17 protein-coding genes, 1 pseudogene and 1 riboswitch are annotated in these 15892 nt (G+C 27.9%); of the genes and pseudogenes, 13 read left to right on the forward strand and 5 right to left on the reverse strand.

Going from position 1 to position 15892, the window contains the following annotated elements; all coding sequences use genetic code 11:
• From M4I33_RS09880 to feoB, 5 genes and pseudogenes are all read left to right on the forward strand, one after another.
• Positions 1–332, forward strand: a pseudogene (locus M4I33_RS09880) (phosphoenolpyruvate carboxykinase); the annotation flags it as partial.
• Between the two features lie 244 nt (positions 333–576).
• Positions 577–662, forward strand: a riboswitch (cyclic di-GMP riboswitch).
• A 410-nt stretch (positions 663–1072) separates the two neighbouring features.
• Positions 1073–1327: a FeoC-like transcriptional regulator gene (locus tag M4I33_RS09885; protein WP_257916631.1), complete on the forward strand. Its 255-nt coding sequence runs from the start codon at positions 1073–1075 to the stop codon at positions 1325–1327.
• 13 nt (positions 1328–1340) lie between these two features.
• Positions 1341–1559 carry a FeoA family protein gene (locus M4I33_RS09890; protein WP_257916632.1) on the forward strand — a complete coding sequence of 73 codons (219 nt, stop codon included), beginning with the start codon at positions 1341–1343 and terminating at the stop codon, positions 1557–1559.
• A 13-nt stretch (positions 1560–1572) separates the two neighbouring features.
• On the forward strand, positions 1573–1794 hold the full coding sequence (locus tag M4I33_RS09895) for a FeoA domain-containing protein (RefSeq protein ID WP_257916633.1): 222 nt from the start codon (positions 1573–1575) through the stop codon (positions 1792–1794).
• Positions 1795–1804: 10 nt separating this feature from the next.
• Positions 1805–3808 carry a ferrous iron transport protein B gene (feoB, locus tag M4I33_RS09900; protein ID WP_257916634.1) on the forward strand — a complete coding sequence of 668 codons (2004 nt, stop codon included), beginning with the start codon at positions 1805–1807 and terminating at the stop codon, positions 3806–3808.
• 39 nt (positions 3809–3847) lie between these two features.
• Here the strand turns inward: feoB and M4I33_RS09905 are convergent, their stop codons facing one another.
• The 3 genes from M4I33_RS09905 to M4I33_RS09915 all read right to left on the reverse strand — a co-directional run bounded on the left by M4I33_RS09905 (position 3848) and on the right by M4I33_RS09915 (position 5241).
• A complete protein-coding gene (locus M4I33_RS09905) occupies positions 3848–4408 on the reverse strand; it encodes a putative ABC transporter permease (protein WP_257916635.1) in 561 nt (186 codons plus the stop codon).
• Between the two features lie 102 nt (positions 4409–4510).
• A complete protein-coding gene (locus M4I33_RS09910) occupies positions 4511–4705 on the reverse strand; it encodes a DUF378 domain-containing protein (protein ID WP_257916636.1) in 195 nt (64 codons plus the stop codon).
• A gap of 68 nt (positions 4706–4773) precedes the next feature.
• Positions 4774–5241, reverse strand: a complete 468-nt coding sequence (locus M4I33_RS09915) for an Lrp/AsnC ligand binding domain-containing protein (RefSeq protein WP_194190035.1) — start codon at positions 5239–5241, stop codon at positions 4774–4776.
• A 256-nt stretch (positions 5242–5497) separates the two neighbouring features.
• Between M4I33_RS09915 and M4I33_RS09920 the strand changes: the two genes are divergently transcribed.
• A complete protein-coding gene (locus M4I33_RS09920; RefSeq protein WP_257916637.1) occupies positions 5498–5830 on the forward strand; it encodes a hypothetical protein in 333 nt (110 codons plus the stop codon).
• A gap of 30 nt (positions 5831–5860) precedes the next feature.
• On the opposite strand, the gene M4I33_RS09925 is transcribed toward M4I33_RS09920, so the two are convergent.
• A complete protein-coding gene (locus M4I33_RS09925; protein ID WP_257916638.1) occupies positions 5861–6859 on the reverse strand; it encodes a histidinol phosphatase in 999 nt (332 codons plus the stop codon).
• A 112-nt stretch (positions 6860–6971) separates the two neighbouring features.
• Between M4I33_RS09925 and M4I33_RS09930 the strand changes: the two genes are divergently transcribed.
• Both M4I33_RS09930 and M4I33_RS09935 read left to right on the forward strand, forming a co-directional pair.
• Positions 6972–7472, forward strand: a complete 501-nt coding sequence (locus M4I33_RS09930) for a gamma carbonic anhydrase family protein (protein ID WP_257916639.1) — start codon at positions 6972–6974, stop codon at positions 7470–7472.
• Between the two features lie 20 nt (positions 7473–7492).
• Positions 7493–8335: a S1 RNA-binding domain-containing protein gene (locus tag M4I33_RS09935; RefSeq protein ID WP_257916640.1), complete on the forward strand. Its 843-nt coding sequence runs from the start codon at positions 7493–7495 to the stop codon at positions 8333–8335.
• Positions 8336–8352: 17 nt separating this feature from the next.
• On the opposite strand, the gene M4I33_RS09940 is transcribed toward M4I33_RS09935, so the two are convergent.
• A complete protein-coding gene (locus tag M4I33_RS09940; protein WP_257916641.1) occupies positions 8353–10974 on the reverse strand; it encodes a calcium-transporting P-type ATPase, PMR1-type in 2622 nt (873 codons plus the stop codon).
• A 138-nt stretch (positions 10975–11112) separates the two neighbouring features.
• Between M4I33_RS09940 and M4I33_RS09945 the strand changes: the two genes are divergently transcribed.
• From M4I33_RS09945 to M4I33_RS09965, 5 genes are all read left to right on the forward strand, one after another.
• Entirely contained in the window at positions 11113–11532 is a 420-nt protein-coding gene (locus tag M4I33_RS09945) for a YaaR family protein (RefSeq protein WP_194190041.1), read from the forward strand.
• A 49-nt stretch (positions 11533–11581) separates the two neighbouring features.
• Positions 11582–12571 (forward strand): ABC transporter substrate-binding protein, encoded by a 990-nt coding sequence (locus M4I33_RS09950; protein ID WP_257916642.1) that lies wholly within the window; start codon positions 11582–11584, stop codon positions 12569–12571.
• Positions 12546–13298 (forward strand): ABC transporter permease, encoded by a 753-nt coding sequence (locus M4I33_RS09955; RefSeq protein ID WP_257916643.1) that lies wholly within the window; start codon positions 12546–12548, stop codon positions 13296–13298. Before M4I33_RS09950 ends, M4I33_RS09955 begins: the two co-directional genes overlap by 26 nt.
• 1 nt (position 13299) lies before the next feature.
• On the forward strand, positions 13300–13971 hold the full coding sequence (locus M4I33_RS09960; protein ID WP_257916644.1) for an ATP-binding cassette domain-containing protein: 672 nt from the start codon (positions 13300–13302) through the stop codon (positions 13969–13971).
• A gap of 104 nt (positions 13972–14075) precedes the next feature.
• The gene (locus tag M4I33_RS09965; RefSeq protein ID WP_257916645.1) at positions 14076–15788 is read left to right on the forward strand and encodes an ABC transporter ATP-binding protein; all 1713 of its coding nucleotides are present in this window, start codon (positions 14076–14078) and stop codon (positions 15786–15788) included.
• Positions 15789–15892 lie beyond the last annotated feature (104 nt).

Below are 15892 nucleotides of genomic sequence, written 5' to 3' on the forward strand. Positions count from 1 at the left end.
CAAATAACTATACTTCTGTTAAAGAAGGGGAATCAGCTATAAATTACTTTAAAAATCCAAAAGAAGCGATAGAGGTATTTAGATCTGGAGCTAGAATGGCAAAAGGAACTACATCAGAAAAAGGATTAGTTGAATCATATTTTGCAAATCCTTTTGGACCTGCTCAAAAACAAAAAGAATGTGATGTGTTATTAGATGAGTTCTTTAATGCTATGTTTAATGGAAAAGTTAAAGTTGGAGAAATAAAAACTTGTCTAGGTGTAGATGGTGAGGAGAAAGACGGACCAAAACATGCTGCACTAGATTTATTTGCAGAGATTAAAAAATTATAACATTTTAAAAGATAGGTTTATGCCTATCTTTTTTAGTTTTCATAAAATATTATTATATTTATTGATAAAATTTATAAATAATAAACAAATTAGAAGATTAGAATTTTTAATTTATCAAAATTATTTATTAAAAGTAAAGTATAATTTAAATTTAAGTGCAATTAAAAAAGAAATTCAAATTGCTTGTTAAAAAAATGTAAACCTATTGCCAATTCTGAAAATAGGTGGTATAATTTAGTTGTAAAATTCAATAGGGCAAAATCAGAGAAATCTGATGACGCAAAGCTATAGGAGCTAAGGCCTTTAAGGCTATGCTAGCCAGTTGCCAAAGAGTATAGTTACTTTTTGTTATAAGATAATAGGAAACGATTATGTTACCTTTTTATACTTACGTTATTATAACTACTCTTTAGAGTAGTTTTTTAGTGTTCGATATGTCCGAGTTGAATACTAAAAAAAATTAACCCCCAAAGATTAGATTATATTTTAAATTGAAGAAGCCTTAGTTTATTTATAATTCTAATCAGAAATGTTACTTGGACCGTCCAATTCAAGTAATATACCCCTTTACAAAATATAATAGGCTATTTTACGAAAATAGCGAAAGAACCTGTGCCCCACACAGGTTCTTTTTTTTATACCTTTAAATAAATGCTATAAAAAATCATTTAAAAATAAATTGCAGTTGATAATAGTAATCATTTATGGTAATATATTTTAAGAAGAGAGGGGGAATCTTTATGTTAAAAAAAGTATTGCTGTTTATTAAAGAAAAAGGAATCTTTTCAGATAAAGGAATTTCAGAAGGTTTAAATTTAAGCGTAGACCTTGTAAAAGAGTTAAAGGAGCAATTAATAAGAATGGGATATTTAGAAAAGGATATAGAAGAAAAGTGTGAATGTTCTTGTGCTGGTTGCTCTAAGGGATGTAGTAGCTCTCTTAAAAACTTTAATACTTGGAAAATTACGGATAAGGGATTATTACTTTTAAAATAAGGAGTGTAAATAAATGAAAAATATTAGTGAATTAGAAATAGGTAAATCAGTTAGAGTTAGAGGTTTAGATAATAATAGCGCTGTAAAAAGAAAGCTTATGGATATGGGAATAACATTAGGTGCAGAGATAAAGGTTACAGGAAAAGCACCTTTAGGTGACCCAATTGAACTTAGCGTTAGAGGATATAAGCTTACTTTAAGAAAAAAAGAAGCAGAGGCAATTCTTATTTAAGGAGATGAAGTAAATGGTACCGATGGCGTTTGTAAATTCAGGAAAGAATATGAATGTAAAAAAGATAATGATAATTGGAGACATGGGGAAAAAGATTAGGGAAATGGGATTTGTTGAAGACAATATGATTCAAATGATAAAAAATGACGGTATGTCTATAATTGTTGGAATTAACGGTAGTAGACTTGCTTTAGATAAAAATATGGCTAGAAAAATTATAGTCGACGAAATTTAGGGGGTAAAAAATGATTAAAATAGCACTAGCAGGTAATCCAAACTGCGGTAAAAGTAGTTTATTTAATGTATTAACAAAGGCAAGGCAGCATATAGGGAACTGGCCTGGCGTTACTGTGGAAAAAAAAGAAGGGATACTTAAACATAAGGATAAAGAATACAAGGTAATTGACTTACCTGGAACTTATAGTTTAGGAGCGTATTCAGAAGATGAGATAGTTGCAAGAGATTATCTTATAAAAGATAAACCAGATGTAGTAATAAACGTTTTAGATTCAACTAATTTAGAGAGAAACCTTTATTTGACTACACAACTTATTGAAGCTGGAGCTGAGGTTGTACTTGCATTAAATATGATAGATCTTGCAAGAAATAAAAATATTAAAATTAATGCTAAAGAACTTAGTAAAAGACTTAATGTTCCTGTAGTTGAAATTTCAGCTTTAAGAAAAGAAGGTATAGATAATTTAATAAACGAATCTATAAACATAAGAGGAAATGCAAAAAAAGTAAAGTATGATGAATCGATTGAAAGTGGAATAAAAGAATTAGAGGAATTTATAAATATTCAAAATAAAAATCTTAAATATCCAAGCAAGTGGCTTGCTATAAAGCTACTAGAAAATGATAAATTTGTATCTGATTATTTAGAAAAGCATAATATGAGAAATATTATAGAAATGAAAAATAAAATAGAAGAAAAAATAACAAATACTTTAGGTTTTGAACCAGAGATGGCTATTGTAGATGGTAGATACAACTTTATCAGCGAGATAACAGATGGACTTATTAAAAAACCAAGTGAAGAGAAAGAATCTTTTTCAGATAAACTTGATAAGGTTTTAACTAATAGGATTTTAGGAATTCCAATATTTTTAGGAGTTATGTATCTTTTATATAGCATAACATTTTGGATTGGAAAATCTCTTCAAGATATGGCAGATGGAGCTATAGGATCCCTTGGAGAAACTGTAGGATCATTTTTAACTAGTATAAATACGCCAGAGTTTTTAGTAGGTCTTGTAACTGACGGTATATTTGCAGGAGTTGGGGCTGTTATTAGCTTTGTTCCTTTAATTATGGTTATGTACTTTTTAATAGGTGTTTTAGAAGATTCAGGATATATGGCTAGAGGCGCTTATGTTATGGACAGAGTTATGAGAGCTTTAGGGCTGCACGGAAAAACTTTCGTATCTATGATAATAAGTGGAGGATGTAACGTTCCTGGTATTATGTCAACTAGAACTCTTGAAAGTAAAAAAGATAGAATGATTGCAATTTTAATAAACCCATTCGTATCTTGCGGCGCAAGACTTCCTATTTATGCAGTATTTATAGATGCATTTTTCCAAACTCACTCAGCACTTATATTATTAGTACTTTATACTTTAGGAATTATAGTAGCACTTATAGTAGGTAAAATATTAAGCAAAACTTTATTTAAAGGGGAAACTTCATATTTTGTTATGGAACTTCCAAGTTATAAGATTCCATCTTTTAAAAACGTTTTAATTCTTACTTGGGAAAAAGGTGCAGGATTTGTAAAAAAAGCAGGTACAATAATATTACCTGCGATGATAGTACTTTGGGTTTTATCAGTTCTTCCTTATGGAGTAGAACAATACAGTGCAGATTCAATTTTAGGTAAGATAGGGTCATTTATAGCACCTATATTTGTTATAGCTGGTTTTGGAACTTGGCAAGCATCTGTTGCCTTATTTACAGGGGTTATAGCAAAAGAAGCTGTAGTTGGTACTTTAGGAATGCTTTATGCAGGAGTGGAAGAAGGAGCTGGACTTACAAGTGCAATAGGAATGCATTTTACACCTCTTTCAGCTATGTCGTTTATGATAATGACATTATTATATACTCCATGCCTTGCAGCACTAGGAGCCGTTAAAAGGGAAACAAATTCAACTAAGTGGACTATATTTGTTGCAGTTATGACATTTTTAATTGCATTAGTAGTATCTACTATAGTTTATAGAGTAGGATTACTTTTAGGATTTAATTAAATAAAAAAATAAAGGGTTTGCAAATTTTTTGCAAGCCCTTTATTTTGTATATAATCTTTTGAATTTTTCTACATTAAAGAATTTGAAATTCTTTTTTTCTTTAAGTTGATTTAATAAAGTAATTAGAAAATCAATAAAGAAATAACCACAAGCAATTATTGCTAGGATTGTTATTGTTGTATCATCAAAATTATGAATAAATTCCATTATTATCGGATTAACTATTTTTATTATAAATACTGACGCTAAACCCCATCCTAGTGAGAAATGGAAGCAAATACGTCCGTTTAAATTTAAAGGATCGTCAGTGTAGTCCCACCATTTGTCATTAAAGAACTTTTCTAATACATAGCTTGTTACGTATTCTATAAGTGATGTTAGAATAGTTGCAACTATAAAAAGAACTATTAAATTATCAGTAAAGTTTCTTAAAGAAAGTACAAGTGTTAAAACACAAACTCCATATATAGGACAAAAAGGCCCATGTAAAAAACCTCTATTTATAAATTTCTTTAGTTTAAAACGTTGATAAGTGACTTCGACTATCCAACCTAAAAACGAATACAATGTAAAAGCTAAAATTAATATACTAACGTTCATGAATTTCCTCCAGTTATTATTTTATAATCTCATTATATCTACATAACCTTAAGGAAAACTTAAAATTAACTTTATTTTATAATAAATAAATCTTAAATTTAACTAAACGTGTATTCTGTTAAAGAAAGAAATAGAGTAAAGTCCTGAAATTCCAACTAAAATATAAACTATGTTACTTAAAATAGTTCCTACTCCAAAAAGTAATGATACAAGATTAAAATTAAATAAACCAATAAGTCCCCAGTTAACTGCTCCAATAATTACTAATAATAATGCTATTTTGTCTATTATTCTCATAAAAAACACTCCTTATATTAAAATACTAAAGTTAGTATTAACAAATATAAGGAGTATTATTCATAACATTATAAAGATACGTTTCTATCTATAGGCTGTGCAAGAGATATGAATGTATCTGTTCTTTGAATACCATTTATAGTATTTATCTTGTTCATTAATATATCTTGTAAGTCTGCGATATTTTGACATACAACTTTTGCGAAAATTGAATAATCACCTGTTGTTATATGAAGTTCAACCACTTCTTTTATTGCTTTCATTTCATCAAAAACAGAATTAAATGATGAAGTCTTGTCTACATAGATACCAACGAAACAACAAACATCATAACCTAGTTTAGGTAAGTTTAATATTATTCTTGTTCCTTTAATTATTCCCATATCCTCCATCTTTTTCATTCTTACATGAATAGTACCACCACTAACATGGCATATTCTTGCAATTTCTAAATATGGAGTTCTACAATCTTTAATTAATATATCTAATATTTGAAGATCTAAATCATCTAACTGTAAATTTGTATGTAAAGCCATATAATCACCTCTTTGTTATTATGAAAATTACTTTTATCTTTTTAATCGTACGGTTATTTAACATCTACTATTCTATCAAAATAAAACTTCTATTAAAAGGTATATAAGAAGAATGTTTAAAATATTAAAGGAATATTATCATTTTCATAATTATGGGGAAAAATTACAGTATATCAATATCTTTTTACTTAGCTACTTGAAAAGATTACAAAATTAAATTAATATTAAGTTATAAACGTTTAGGAGGGAAAGACGTATGGGATTTTTATTCTCAATATTATATTTTGTAATAATGTTTGCAGTTATTTTAGGAATATTCTTTTTATGTAAAAAATATGTATTCCCTAAAGTGAGCATAAACAAATGGATTCTTCTTGGAATTTCAGTTGTACTATTATTAGTTCAAATGTTTGGAGTTATACAAGCTACTTGGTGGAACCTTGTTTCTACACCAATTATAGTTTTAGCATTTTTATGGTTTATGGATATCCAACAAACAGGTGGTCCTAAAAAGCAAGACAAAAAAATTGTTATAAAGCCTAAAGCTAAACCAAACAGAGCAAAACATTTACATGATAATGATAAGTAATTAAAATAAAGCAAGAGATTAAATCTTGCTTTATTTTTTTATAAAAATCGGTGAACTTATAGAAATCCTATCATCTTCTTGAAATATTTTAATTAAAAACCAATTTTGATTTTCCTTTATTTTATGAGTGTATAGATATTTGATTTTATGAAGATTTAAATTATCTATAGTTCTTATTATTTCTCCTCCTGTAGAGATTATTTGTATTTTAATAATCTTTATAAATTTATCTTCGCAAAGTATCCTAAAAGATAAATCTTCATCTTTTAATTGGATAATATCTCCCATAAAATTATCATTTATAGTAAATAATAGCTTTAATGATTTAGATTCAGAAGAAAAAGTTCTTCTGTTTTTAAGTGCTAAAAGTATCTTTTCTTTATTTAATTTAGATGAAATTATTCCAGTTATATTTTCAGAATCTTTTTTTATAAAGAATTGACTATTTACTGCACCTATCTTATATCCCTTATCTAAAAGTGAGAAATAGTGCTTTTCACGTCTGAAATATTTTGGTTTATTTCCAAAACAAACATTAAAAGAAGATATTAAATTATCAAAAACACTATTATAGGGAACAAATTCAATATCTTTTGTTGGGTTTGTTATTATTAGTTGAGTATCTGGGTTGTTTGAAAGCCACAAAAGTAAAAGATTATAGTTATTTATTATACCTGTAAAGTAAGAATTAGAATTAAGAACTGCAAAATCCCCATAAGGCAAGGAATGAGATGAAAAACCAGACAGGGCTAAAAAGTTATCTTTCTTTTTAAGGTATCTTTTAGTTGTATCATTTAAAATAAACCATTTACTTTTTTTATGTTTACTATATTTAATTTCTTCAATTAAATTATTATTTAAATCAGTTAAAAATATAAAGTCTAAATCACTATAATAAGCTAAGTTTAAAGTTTCTATAGGGGAATTAGTACCTATAGATAGAGCTGTATTTATATTTGGTAAACCATAATAAAAGTTTAAACTATCTAAATTAAATATTGAATTTGAAAATTCATTATTACCTGTCATAACTAGTCCTTTAAAATTACTTATAGTTATATATACAATAACTCTTTAAAATAATGACAATTAATTAGTTAGATGTTAAAATAGGAATAGTATTTTAAAGGGAAGTGAAAAGATGATAAAAAACTTTAAAGATAAAAGCCCTGAAATTAAAGAATCTGTATATATCTCTGAAAATGTTGATATTATAGGAGATGTATTAATTAAAGAGGATTCTAACATTTGGTTTGGTACGAGAATTAGAGCGGATATTAATAAGATTCATATAGGAAAAAGAACAAACATTCAAGAAAATTCTGTAGTTCATGTTGACTTTGACTTTGAAACTATAATAGGAGACGATGTAACTATAGGTCATGGAGCTATTATTCATGGGTGCACAATTGAAAACAATGTACTTATAGGAATGGGTTCAATAATTCAAAATGGTGCAAAAATTTCTAAAAATTCAATAGTAGGTGCTGGAAGCTTAGTAACTCAAAATAAGGTATTTGAAGAGGGAATGCTTATTTTAGGAAATCCAGCTAAAGTTATAAGAAAATTAAGTGAAGAAGAAATAAAGAGCATCGAAATTTCTGCAAAAAATTATGCAAAACTTAGCAAAGAGTATATTTAATGTACGATTAGGAGGATAAAATGATACAATTAGGAAAATTTAACACACTAAAAGTAGAAAGAGAAAAAGAGTATGGATTTTTCTTAGAGGATTCTGAGGGAGATGCAGTATTACTTCCGAAGTCACTTTTAGAAGGAGAGAGCGTTAAAATTGGAGATGAAACAGAAGTATTTGTTTACCTTGATTCAGAGGGAAGAACTGTTGCAACTAAGAAAAGACCACTTATAGAAGTTGGTAAAGTTGCATATTTAGAAGTAATTGGAATTAGTAGCTTTGGAGCCTTTTGTGATATGGGATTAGATAGAGATTTATTTATTCCAATGAGAGAGCAAAGATTTAAATTACTAAAAGGTAAAAAATATTTATTTTTAGCTTATATAGATAAGACAGGAAGACTAGCAGGTACTACTAACGTAGACGATTATTTAGATATGGCAGAAGAGGGAACTTACGAAGTAGACCAAATAGTTTCAGGAGTAACTTATGCAAGAAGTGCTGGAGAAACTTTAAAGCTTGCTATAGACGGTAAATACAGAGGAATAATGCTTGGAAACGAGCACGATAACGTAATCTACCCAGGTGAAGTAGTTGAAGGTAGAATTAAAAGAATCTATGAAGATGGTGTAATAGGATTAAGTAACAGAAAAAAAAGACTTGATGCTAGAGAAGAAATTAAAGAAGATATAATTTCTTATTTAAAGTGTAATGGCGGTGAAATGCCTTATAACGATAAAACATCTCCAGAAGAGATAAGAGAAGTGTTTAAAACAAGTAAGAACTACTTTAAAATGGCACTTGGTGGATTAATGAAAGAAGGATTAATAGAGCAAAATGCTTTTGGAACAAAGCTTATAGAAAAATAAAAGGTTGTAGGATTACCCTACAACCTTTTTCTTTTCCTTAAGAATAGCTTTAATATTTCGTTTAGTACAAATGGAATAAGTGAAATTAAAATAACTATAAATATATCTGATTTATTTAAAGGGTAAACTTTAAATATTTCGCTAAAGAAAGGTATTTCAATTATTGAAAATTGAATAAAAACACCAATTATTATTGAAAGGATAAGATATTTATTTTTAAATAGACCTACTTCAAATACAGATTTAGTTTCACTTCTCATAGAAAGTGAAAAGAAAAGCTGCGACACACTTAAAACTACAAATGCCATAGTTTGAGCGTGGTATAGAGAGTTTTGATAAAGGTTTTGACCTAGTTTAAAGGCGAAAAGAGTAACAAGGCCTATAGTAAATCCGTTAAGAATTAAAATATATTTAGTGTTTCCAGAGAAAATACTTTCTTTAGGGTCTCTTGGAGATAGGCTCATAACGTCGTCGTTTGTAGGGTCAACTCCAAGGGAAAGAGCTGGAAAACTATCTGTAATTAAATTAACCCATAGAATATGAATAGGTTGAAGTGGAGCTGCCCAGTTTAAAAGGATTGCTATAAATAAAGCTACGATTTCTCCAAAGTTACAAGATAAAAGAAAAGTTATAGCTTTTTTTATATTTGAATAGATAGTTCTTCCTTCTTCTACGGCTTTAACTATAGTTGTAAAATTATCATCTGTTAAGATCATATCACTAGCTTCTTTTGATACGTCAGTACCTGTAATACCCATAGCAACTCCTATATCAGCTGCCTTTAAAGAAGGGGCATCATTTACTCCATCTCCAGTCATTGAAACTATATTTCCGTGAGATTTAAATGCTTTTACTATTTTTACTTTGTGTTCTGGAGATACTCTTGCAAAAATTCTAAAATCATTAATTCTTTCTTTAAGTTCTTCGTCAGTAAGCTTATCTAATTCAGCTCCTTCAATGCACTCTTTAAAGTCTTCTGAAAGTCCAAGTTCTTTTCCTATTGCAAAAGCAGTGTTTTTGTGATCTCCAGTAATCATTATAGTTTTAATACTTGCAAGTTTACAAAGAGCTATTGAATCTTTAACCTCTTCTCGAGGGGGATCAATCATCCCAACTAAGCCTACAAATATAAGATCCTTTTCTATATCATCTATATCTATGTGATGAGAAGTTAAATCTTTATAAGAAAAGCCTAAAACTCTTAAAGCATCATCTGACATTTCATTTGAAGAATCTAATATGTTCTTTTTTAAATCTTCAGTTAAAGGTTCTAATTTGCCATTTAAAAGTATTTTAGTTGAAATTTTTAAAATTGAATCTATTGCACCTTTAGTTGAAACTTTAAAATTTTCTCCGTATTTGTTTATTGTTGACATTAGCTTTCTATCTGAATCAAAAGGAACTTCGTTTAATCTTTTATGTTCTTTGTTTAAATCTTTTTTTGTTATACCGTATTTTAAAGATAAATCTAAAAGTGCAACTTCAGTTGGGTCTCCTGTTGCATTTTCTTCTGTAGATGTGGCATCGTTACAAAGGGTCATTATTTCAAGGAGAGACTTATCTTCTTCTTTTAAGTTATCTATATTTTCTAAATTCTTAGTAGTTAGATTAGAAAATAATTTTCTAACTGTCATTTTGTTTAAAGTTAAGGTTCCTGTTTTGTCAGAGCAGATTATATTTACTGAACCTAAAGTTTCAACAGAAGGAAGATTTTTAACTATTGCATTTTGTTTTATCATTCTTTGCACTCCAAGGGCAAGAACTATTGCAACTATTGCAGGTAGACCTTCAGGGATTGCAGCTACTGCAAGGCTAATTGCAGTTAATAGCATTTCAAAGGTATCTCTTCCTTGAATCATTCCAACTACGAAGATTAAAGCACAAATTCCAAGGGATAGAAAGCCTAGGAATTTACCTAGTGATGATAGTTTCTTTTGAAGAGGAGTTTCAGAATTTTCTTCTTCGTTTAGCATAGATGCAATTTTTCCAATCTCTGTGTTCATTCCTGTATTTACACAAACGCCAAGACCTCGTCCGTAAGTAACTAGAGTTGACATAAAGGCCATATTAATTCTATCACCGATTAATATATCTTCTTTATCTAAAACTTCCTTTGCGTCCTTCTCAGAAGGTAGAGATTCGCCTGTAAAGGCTGATTCTTCAACTTTTAAATTAAAGGATTCTATAAGCCTTAAATCGCAGGGGATATACCTTCCTGCATCTAAAACTATAATATCACCTACAACAACTTCTTCAGAAGGTATCTCAATAGTTTTTGAATCTCTTATTACTAGTGCTTTAGGGGTAGATAAGCTCTTTAGGGCTTCTAAAGCTTTTTGAGCTTTAGATTCTTGAATTACACCTATAAGTGCATTAATTAAAATTACGATTAATATTATTATAGAGTCGCTATATTCTCCCATAAAAGCAGATAGTGCTGCTGCAAATAGCAAAATATAAATCATAGAATCATTAACTTGAGATAAGAAAATTTTAAAAATGCTCTTATTTTTTTTAGATTCTAGTTTGTTTTCTCCATTTTTTAAAAGCCTAGACTTAGCTTCCTTAGAAGTTAGGCCTTCTCTTATGTTTGTAGAGGTTTCGTTTATAACTTCCTCTATACTCTTTTTATAATGCATTAAAGTCACCTCGCTAAAAGTTAAATATAAGTATAATTTATTTTACGTAAATGAATGAAAATAATACATATAATAAATGGAGAAATTTTATCCTTTTTGATATAATTAGTTTTGACAAACAGAGAGGAGAGTATAAAAATGGAAATTAGAAGAGTAGGAAGAGGTGCCGCACCTCAAGGAAGTAGCACTGTTTCAAATAGAAAAGATTTTTCTCAAAGTTTTAATAAAGAGAGAGATAGAAAATCACACGAACAATTAAAAAAAATGATAGATAACATAAAAAAGAAAGGTAATAGATTAGTTATAACTAAAACTTATGCAGATGTTAGAATGTATAAAAAGATGATAAGAGAATATTTAGAGTCTGTACTTGAATATATGTATCAAACAAAAAAAGACATAAGTTTTTGGCAAACTCAATATTTTGTAACTGTAGAGACTATAGATGGAAAGCTTGAAGAATTAACTAATGTATTATTAGGGGACGAAAAGGAAAATATAAATATTGCATCTACTATAGATGAAATTCAAGGATTAGTAGTTGATATTTATCGTTAGAATAAAAAATTCTAATTTTAAATAAATTATAAAACATTAGGAGGGTAATATGATAAAAAAATTAACTTCGATTTTTATATTAGCATTATCATGTGTAATTTTAGTTTCATGTAATAGTGATAACAAAAACATCTCAAATGAACCAAAATCTCAGACTAGAGAAATGAAAATAGTAGTCCCAGATGGGCTTCCAGCTATAGGGGCAGCAGAACTTATAAAAAATAATACTGAAATAGATAATTATAAATTAAACTTTTCAATAGAAAAAACTACTGAAAATTTAGTTTCAAGCGTATTAAAAAATGAACCAGATATAGCAATAGTTCCGTCAAATATCGCAGCTACTTCATTTAATAAAAGTGGAGAATATAAAATAGCAGCAACTACTGGGTTTGGATCATTTTATCTTATTTCAACAGATGGAACAAAAGATATTAAAGATTTAAAAGGAAAAGAAATTTACAACATAGGAAAAGGATTAACTCCTGATATTGTAACAAAAACTCTTTTAGAAAAAATGGGATATAAAGAGGATAAAGATTTCAATTTTTCATATGTTAACGGTGTAACAGAACTTGCACCTGCAGTTCTTAGTGGAAAAGTTAAGTATGCAGTAGTTCCAGAACCTGCACTTTCTCAAATTGAAGCTAAGAAGAAGGTTACTGTAATTTTAAATCTTAATGAAAAATGGAAAGAGTTATTCAAGTCAAACTACGGTTTCCCACAAGCTACAGTTATTGTTAAAAAGGATTTAATTACAAACCACCAAATGTTTTTAGAAGACTTTTTAAAAAATCTTAAAGAAAGCGTAGATTTTGCAAATTCAAAAGGAAAAGATTTAGGTACTATCTGTAGCGATATAGGGGTATCAGTTAAGGGAGATATAATAGCAAAATCAATAGATAAAGCTAACTTAAAATATGTTCCTATAAAAGATTCTATTAATGAATACAATGATTATTTTAGAATACTAAATAATTTTTCACCTAAATCTATAGGAGGAAAGGTACCTAGTGAAGAAATATACCTTCAAAAATAATTTACAAATATTTATAGGCGTAATTTTATTTTTAACCCTTTGGGAAGTCTTAGCACTTAAAATAAATAATGATATATATTTACCTAATTTAAAGGAAGTATATATTAGCCTAAAAGATATAATTTCTTCAAAAGATTTTCTTTTTATAATTTTAAGTACATTATTTAGAACATTTATAAGTTTTATTATTGCAATAATTTTTGGAGTTTTTTTAGGGATAATTTCAAGTGCTTCAAACCTTATAAATAACTTATTAAAACCTTTAAACTTAATTTCTAAAACTATACCAACTTTAGTGCTAGTAGTTCTAGCACTAATTTGGTTTAACAAAGAAAGTGCACCCTTTGTAGTTGGGACTTTAATTGTTTTTCCTATAGTTTATGATGGAGTATTAAATACTTTAAGAGATGTAGATTTTAAAACAGTTGAAATGCTTAAAATCTATGATGTAAGTTTAAAAGAGAAAATTTTAAAAGTATATATACCATCTATATCTTTATATCTTTTAAAGATATTAGTTCCAACCTTTTCTTTAGCATTTAAAGTAGTAATAGCAGGGGAAGTGCATGGACAACCTAAGTATGGTATAGGTGCAGCAGTACAACTTTCTAAGATTAATTTTGACACAGGTGCAATTTTTGCTTGGATAATAATAATTGCGATATTATCTTTAGTTTTTGATGTTATAAATAAAGTCTTAATAAAAAGAGTTTATATTTGGAGGTAATATGGATACTATAATTTTAAAAGATATTAGTAAAAGTTATGAGGGAAAAGTTGTTTTAGACTCTTTTAATATTACTTTTTCTAAGGATAAAATAAATTGTATAGTAGGAGAATCAGGTGGCGGAAAAACTACACTTTTAAATATAATTTCAAATCTTATAGAAAAAGATAAAGGTGAAATAATAGGTGATTTTAAAAGAGATATTAGCTATATATTTCAAGAAGATAGACTAATACCGTGGCTTACAGTAGAAGGAAATTTAAAATTAACTTTAAGTGCTTATTATAAAGGGAAAGAATTAGATAAGAGAATAGACTACGTTTTAAATTTAATTTCAGGGACTGCTTGGAAAAAAGAATACCCTGAAAAATTAAGTGGTGGAATGAAGCAAAGAGTAAATATAGCAAGAGGGCTTGGAAAAGATAGTAAGGTATTACTTATGGATGAGCCTTTTAAATCTTTAGATTATAAGACTAAATTACTTATAATGAGAGATTTAAAGAAAATATTAGAAAATGAAGATAGAATAATAATTTTTGTTACACATGATTTAGATGAATGTATATTTTTTGAGGGAAGGGTATTTGTCCTTGGAGGTAAACCTCTTAAAATAAAAGGAGTATTTGAAGGTGATTTAGCAAAAGAAAAAGAAACTATAATAGATTTGTTATAGTTTCTTTTTATATATTAAACTTAATTATCTGATAATAATGATTATTAATTATATTTATGTTATAGTATAAATAATAAATAACTATTAAAAGAAGGGGCGGACAAATGATTAAAAAATTTATAAAATATTATAAACCATATAAAAAATTATTCTTTTTAGATATGTTTGTAGCACTAATTGCAGCATCTTGTGACTTAGTTTATCCTTGGATGACTAAAGATTTGTTAAACATATCTATACCAAACAAAGATTTAAGAATGCTTGTGACTTTTGCTATAGCACTAATATTGATTTTTGTAATTAAAGCAATATGTGCATACATAATGCAATATTATGGGCATGTTGTTGGGGTAAGGATGCAAGGAGATATGAGAAGAAAGCTATTTACTCACTTGCAAAAGTTACCTGATAAATATTTTGATAACACAAAAACTGGGGAAATAATGTCTAGAATAGTAAATGATTTAAATGATATTTCAGAACTTGCACACCACGGACCTGAAGATTTATTTATTTCAATAATTATGATAGTTGGATCTTTTATAATATTATTAAATATTAATATAACTCTTACTTTAATAATATTTGCATTTATCCCATTTATAGTTTTATTTACCTTTATTCAAAGAAAGAGAATGCATAATGCATTTTTAGAGACACGTGTTGAAACAGGAGAAGTTAATGCAAGTTTACAAAACAGCATTTCAGGAATAAAGGTAAGTAAAGCTTTTGTAGCTCATAAAGAAGAAATAGAAAAATTTGAAAAAGGTAATAAGAGATTTATTTTAGCTAGGGAAAAAGCCTATAAAGTTATGGGTGAGTATTTTTCTTTTGCTAATTTTTCAGTTGATATTTTAAATTATGTAGTTTTGATTGCGGGAGGGTTATTCACTTTTTATGACATTATAAATATAGGTGATTTTATGGCTTATGTTTTATATATAAAGATGTTTACAGACCCTATAAAGAAACTTATAAACTTTATGGAGCAATATCAAAATGGAATGACAGGTTTTATTAGATATATTGATATGCTAAACGAAGAACCTGAAAAAGATAAAGAAAATGCTAAAGATATGAAATCTATTAAAGGGAAAATTGAATTCAAAGATGTTCATTTTGGATACGAAGATAAAAATATTTTAGAAGGTATATCTCTTAAAGTAGAAGAAGGGAAGATGCTTGCTTTAGTAGGACCATCTGGTGGAGGAAAGACAACTTTTTGTAATTTAATCCCTAGATTTTATAATATTGATAGCGGAGATATATTAATAGACGATAAAAGTATTTATGATTTTAAATTAGAATCACTTAGAAAAAATATAGGAATAGTACAACAAGATGTATTCTTATTCACAGGTACAATTAAGGATAATATACTATATGGTAAGGCAGATGCTACAGAAGAAGAAATAGTAGAAGCATGCAAAATGGCAAATATCTATGACTTTATAATGAATTTAGATGAAGGTTTTGATACATTTATTGGAGAAAGAGGTGTAAAACTTTCAGGAGGTCAAAAGCAAAGGATATCTATTGCAAGAGTATTTTTAAAGAATCCAAAAATATTAATCTTAGATGAAGCTACATCAGCTTTAGATAATGTGACAGAAAGTATTATTCAAAAATCTATAGAAAAGCTTTTAGTAGGAAGAACAACAATAGTAGTAGCACACAGACTATCAACTATTAGAAATGCAGATAAAATAGTAGTTTTAACTGATAAAGGAATAGAAGAAAGTGGTTCTCACGATGAACTTATAGCAAAAGATGGTATATATAAAGAACTATACAAATTAGCTAAAGCTAACTCTTAAATTATGTTTAAATGCATAAAATTATTAATATTAATTAAAATAAAAAAGAAGTTTATTGACTAAAATTTAAAAAAGGTTTAGAATAAAGAAAAAACAAAACATAC

Origin of the sequence: Clostridium sp. LY3-2, from assembly GCF_024705715.1 — a bacterium.
Lineage (GTDB): Bacteria > Bacillota > Clostridia > Clostridiales > Clostridiaceae > Clostridium.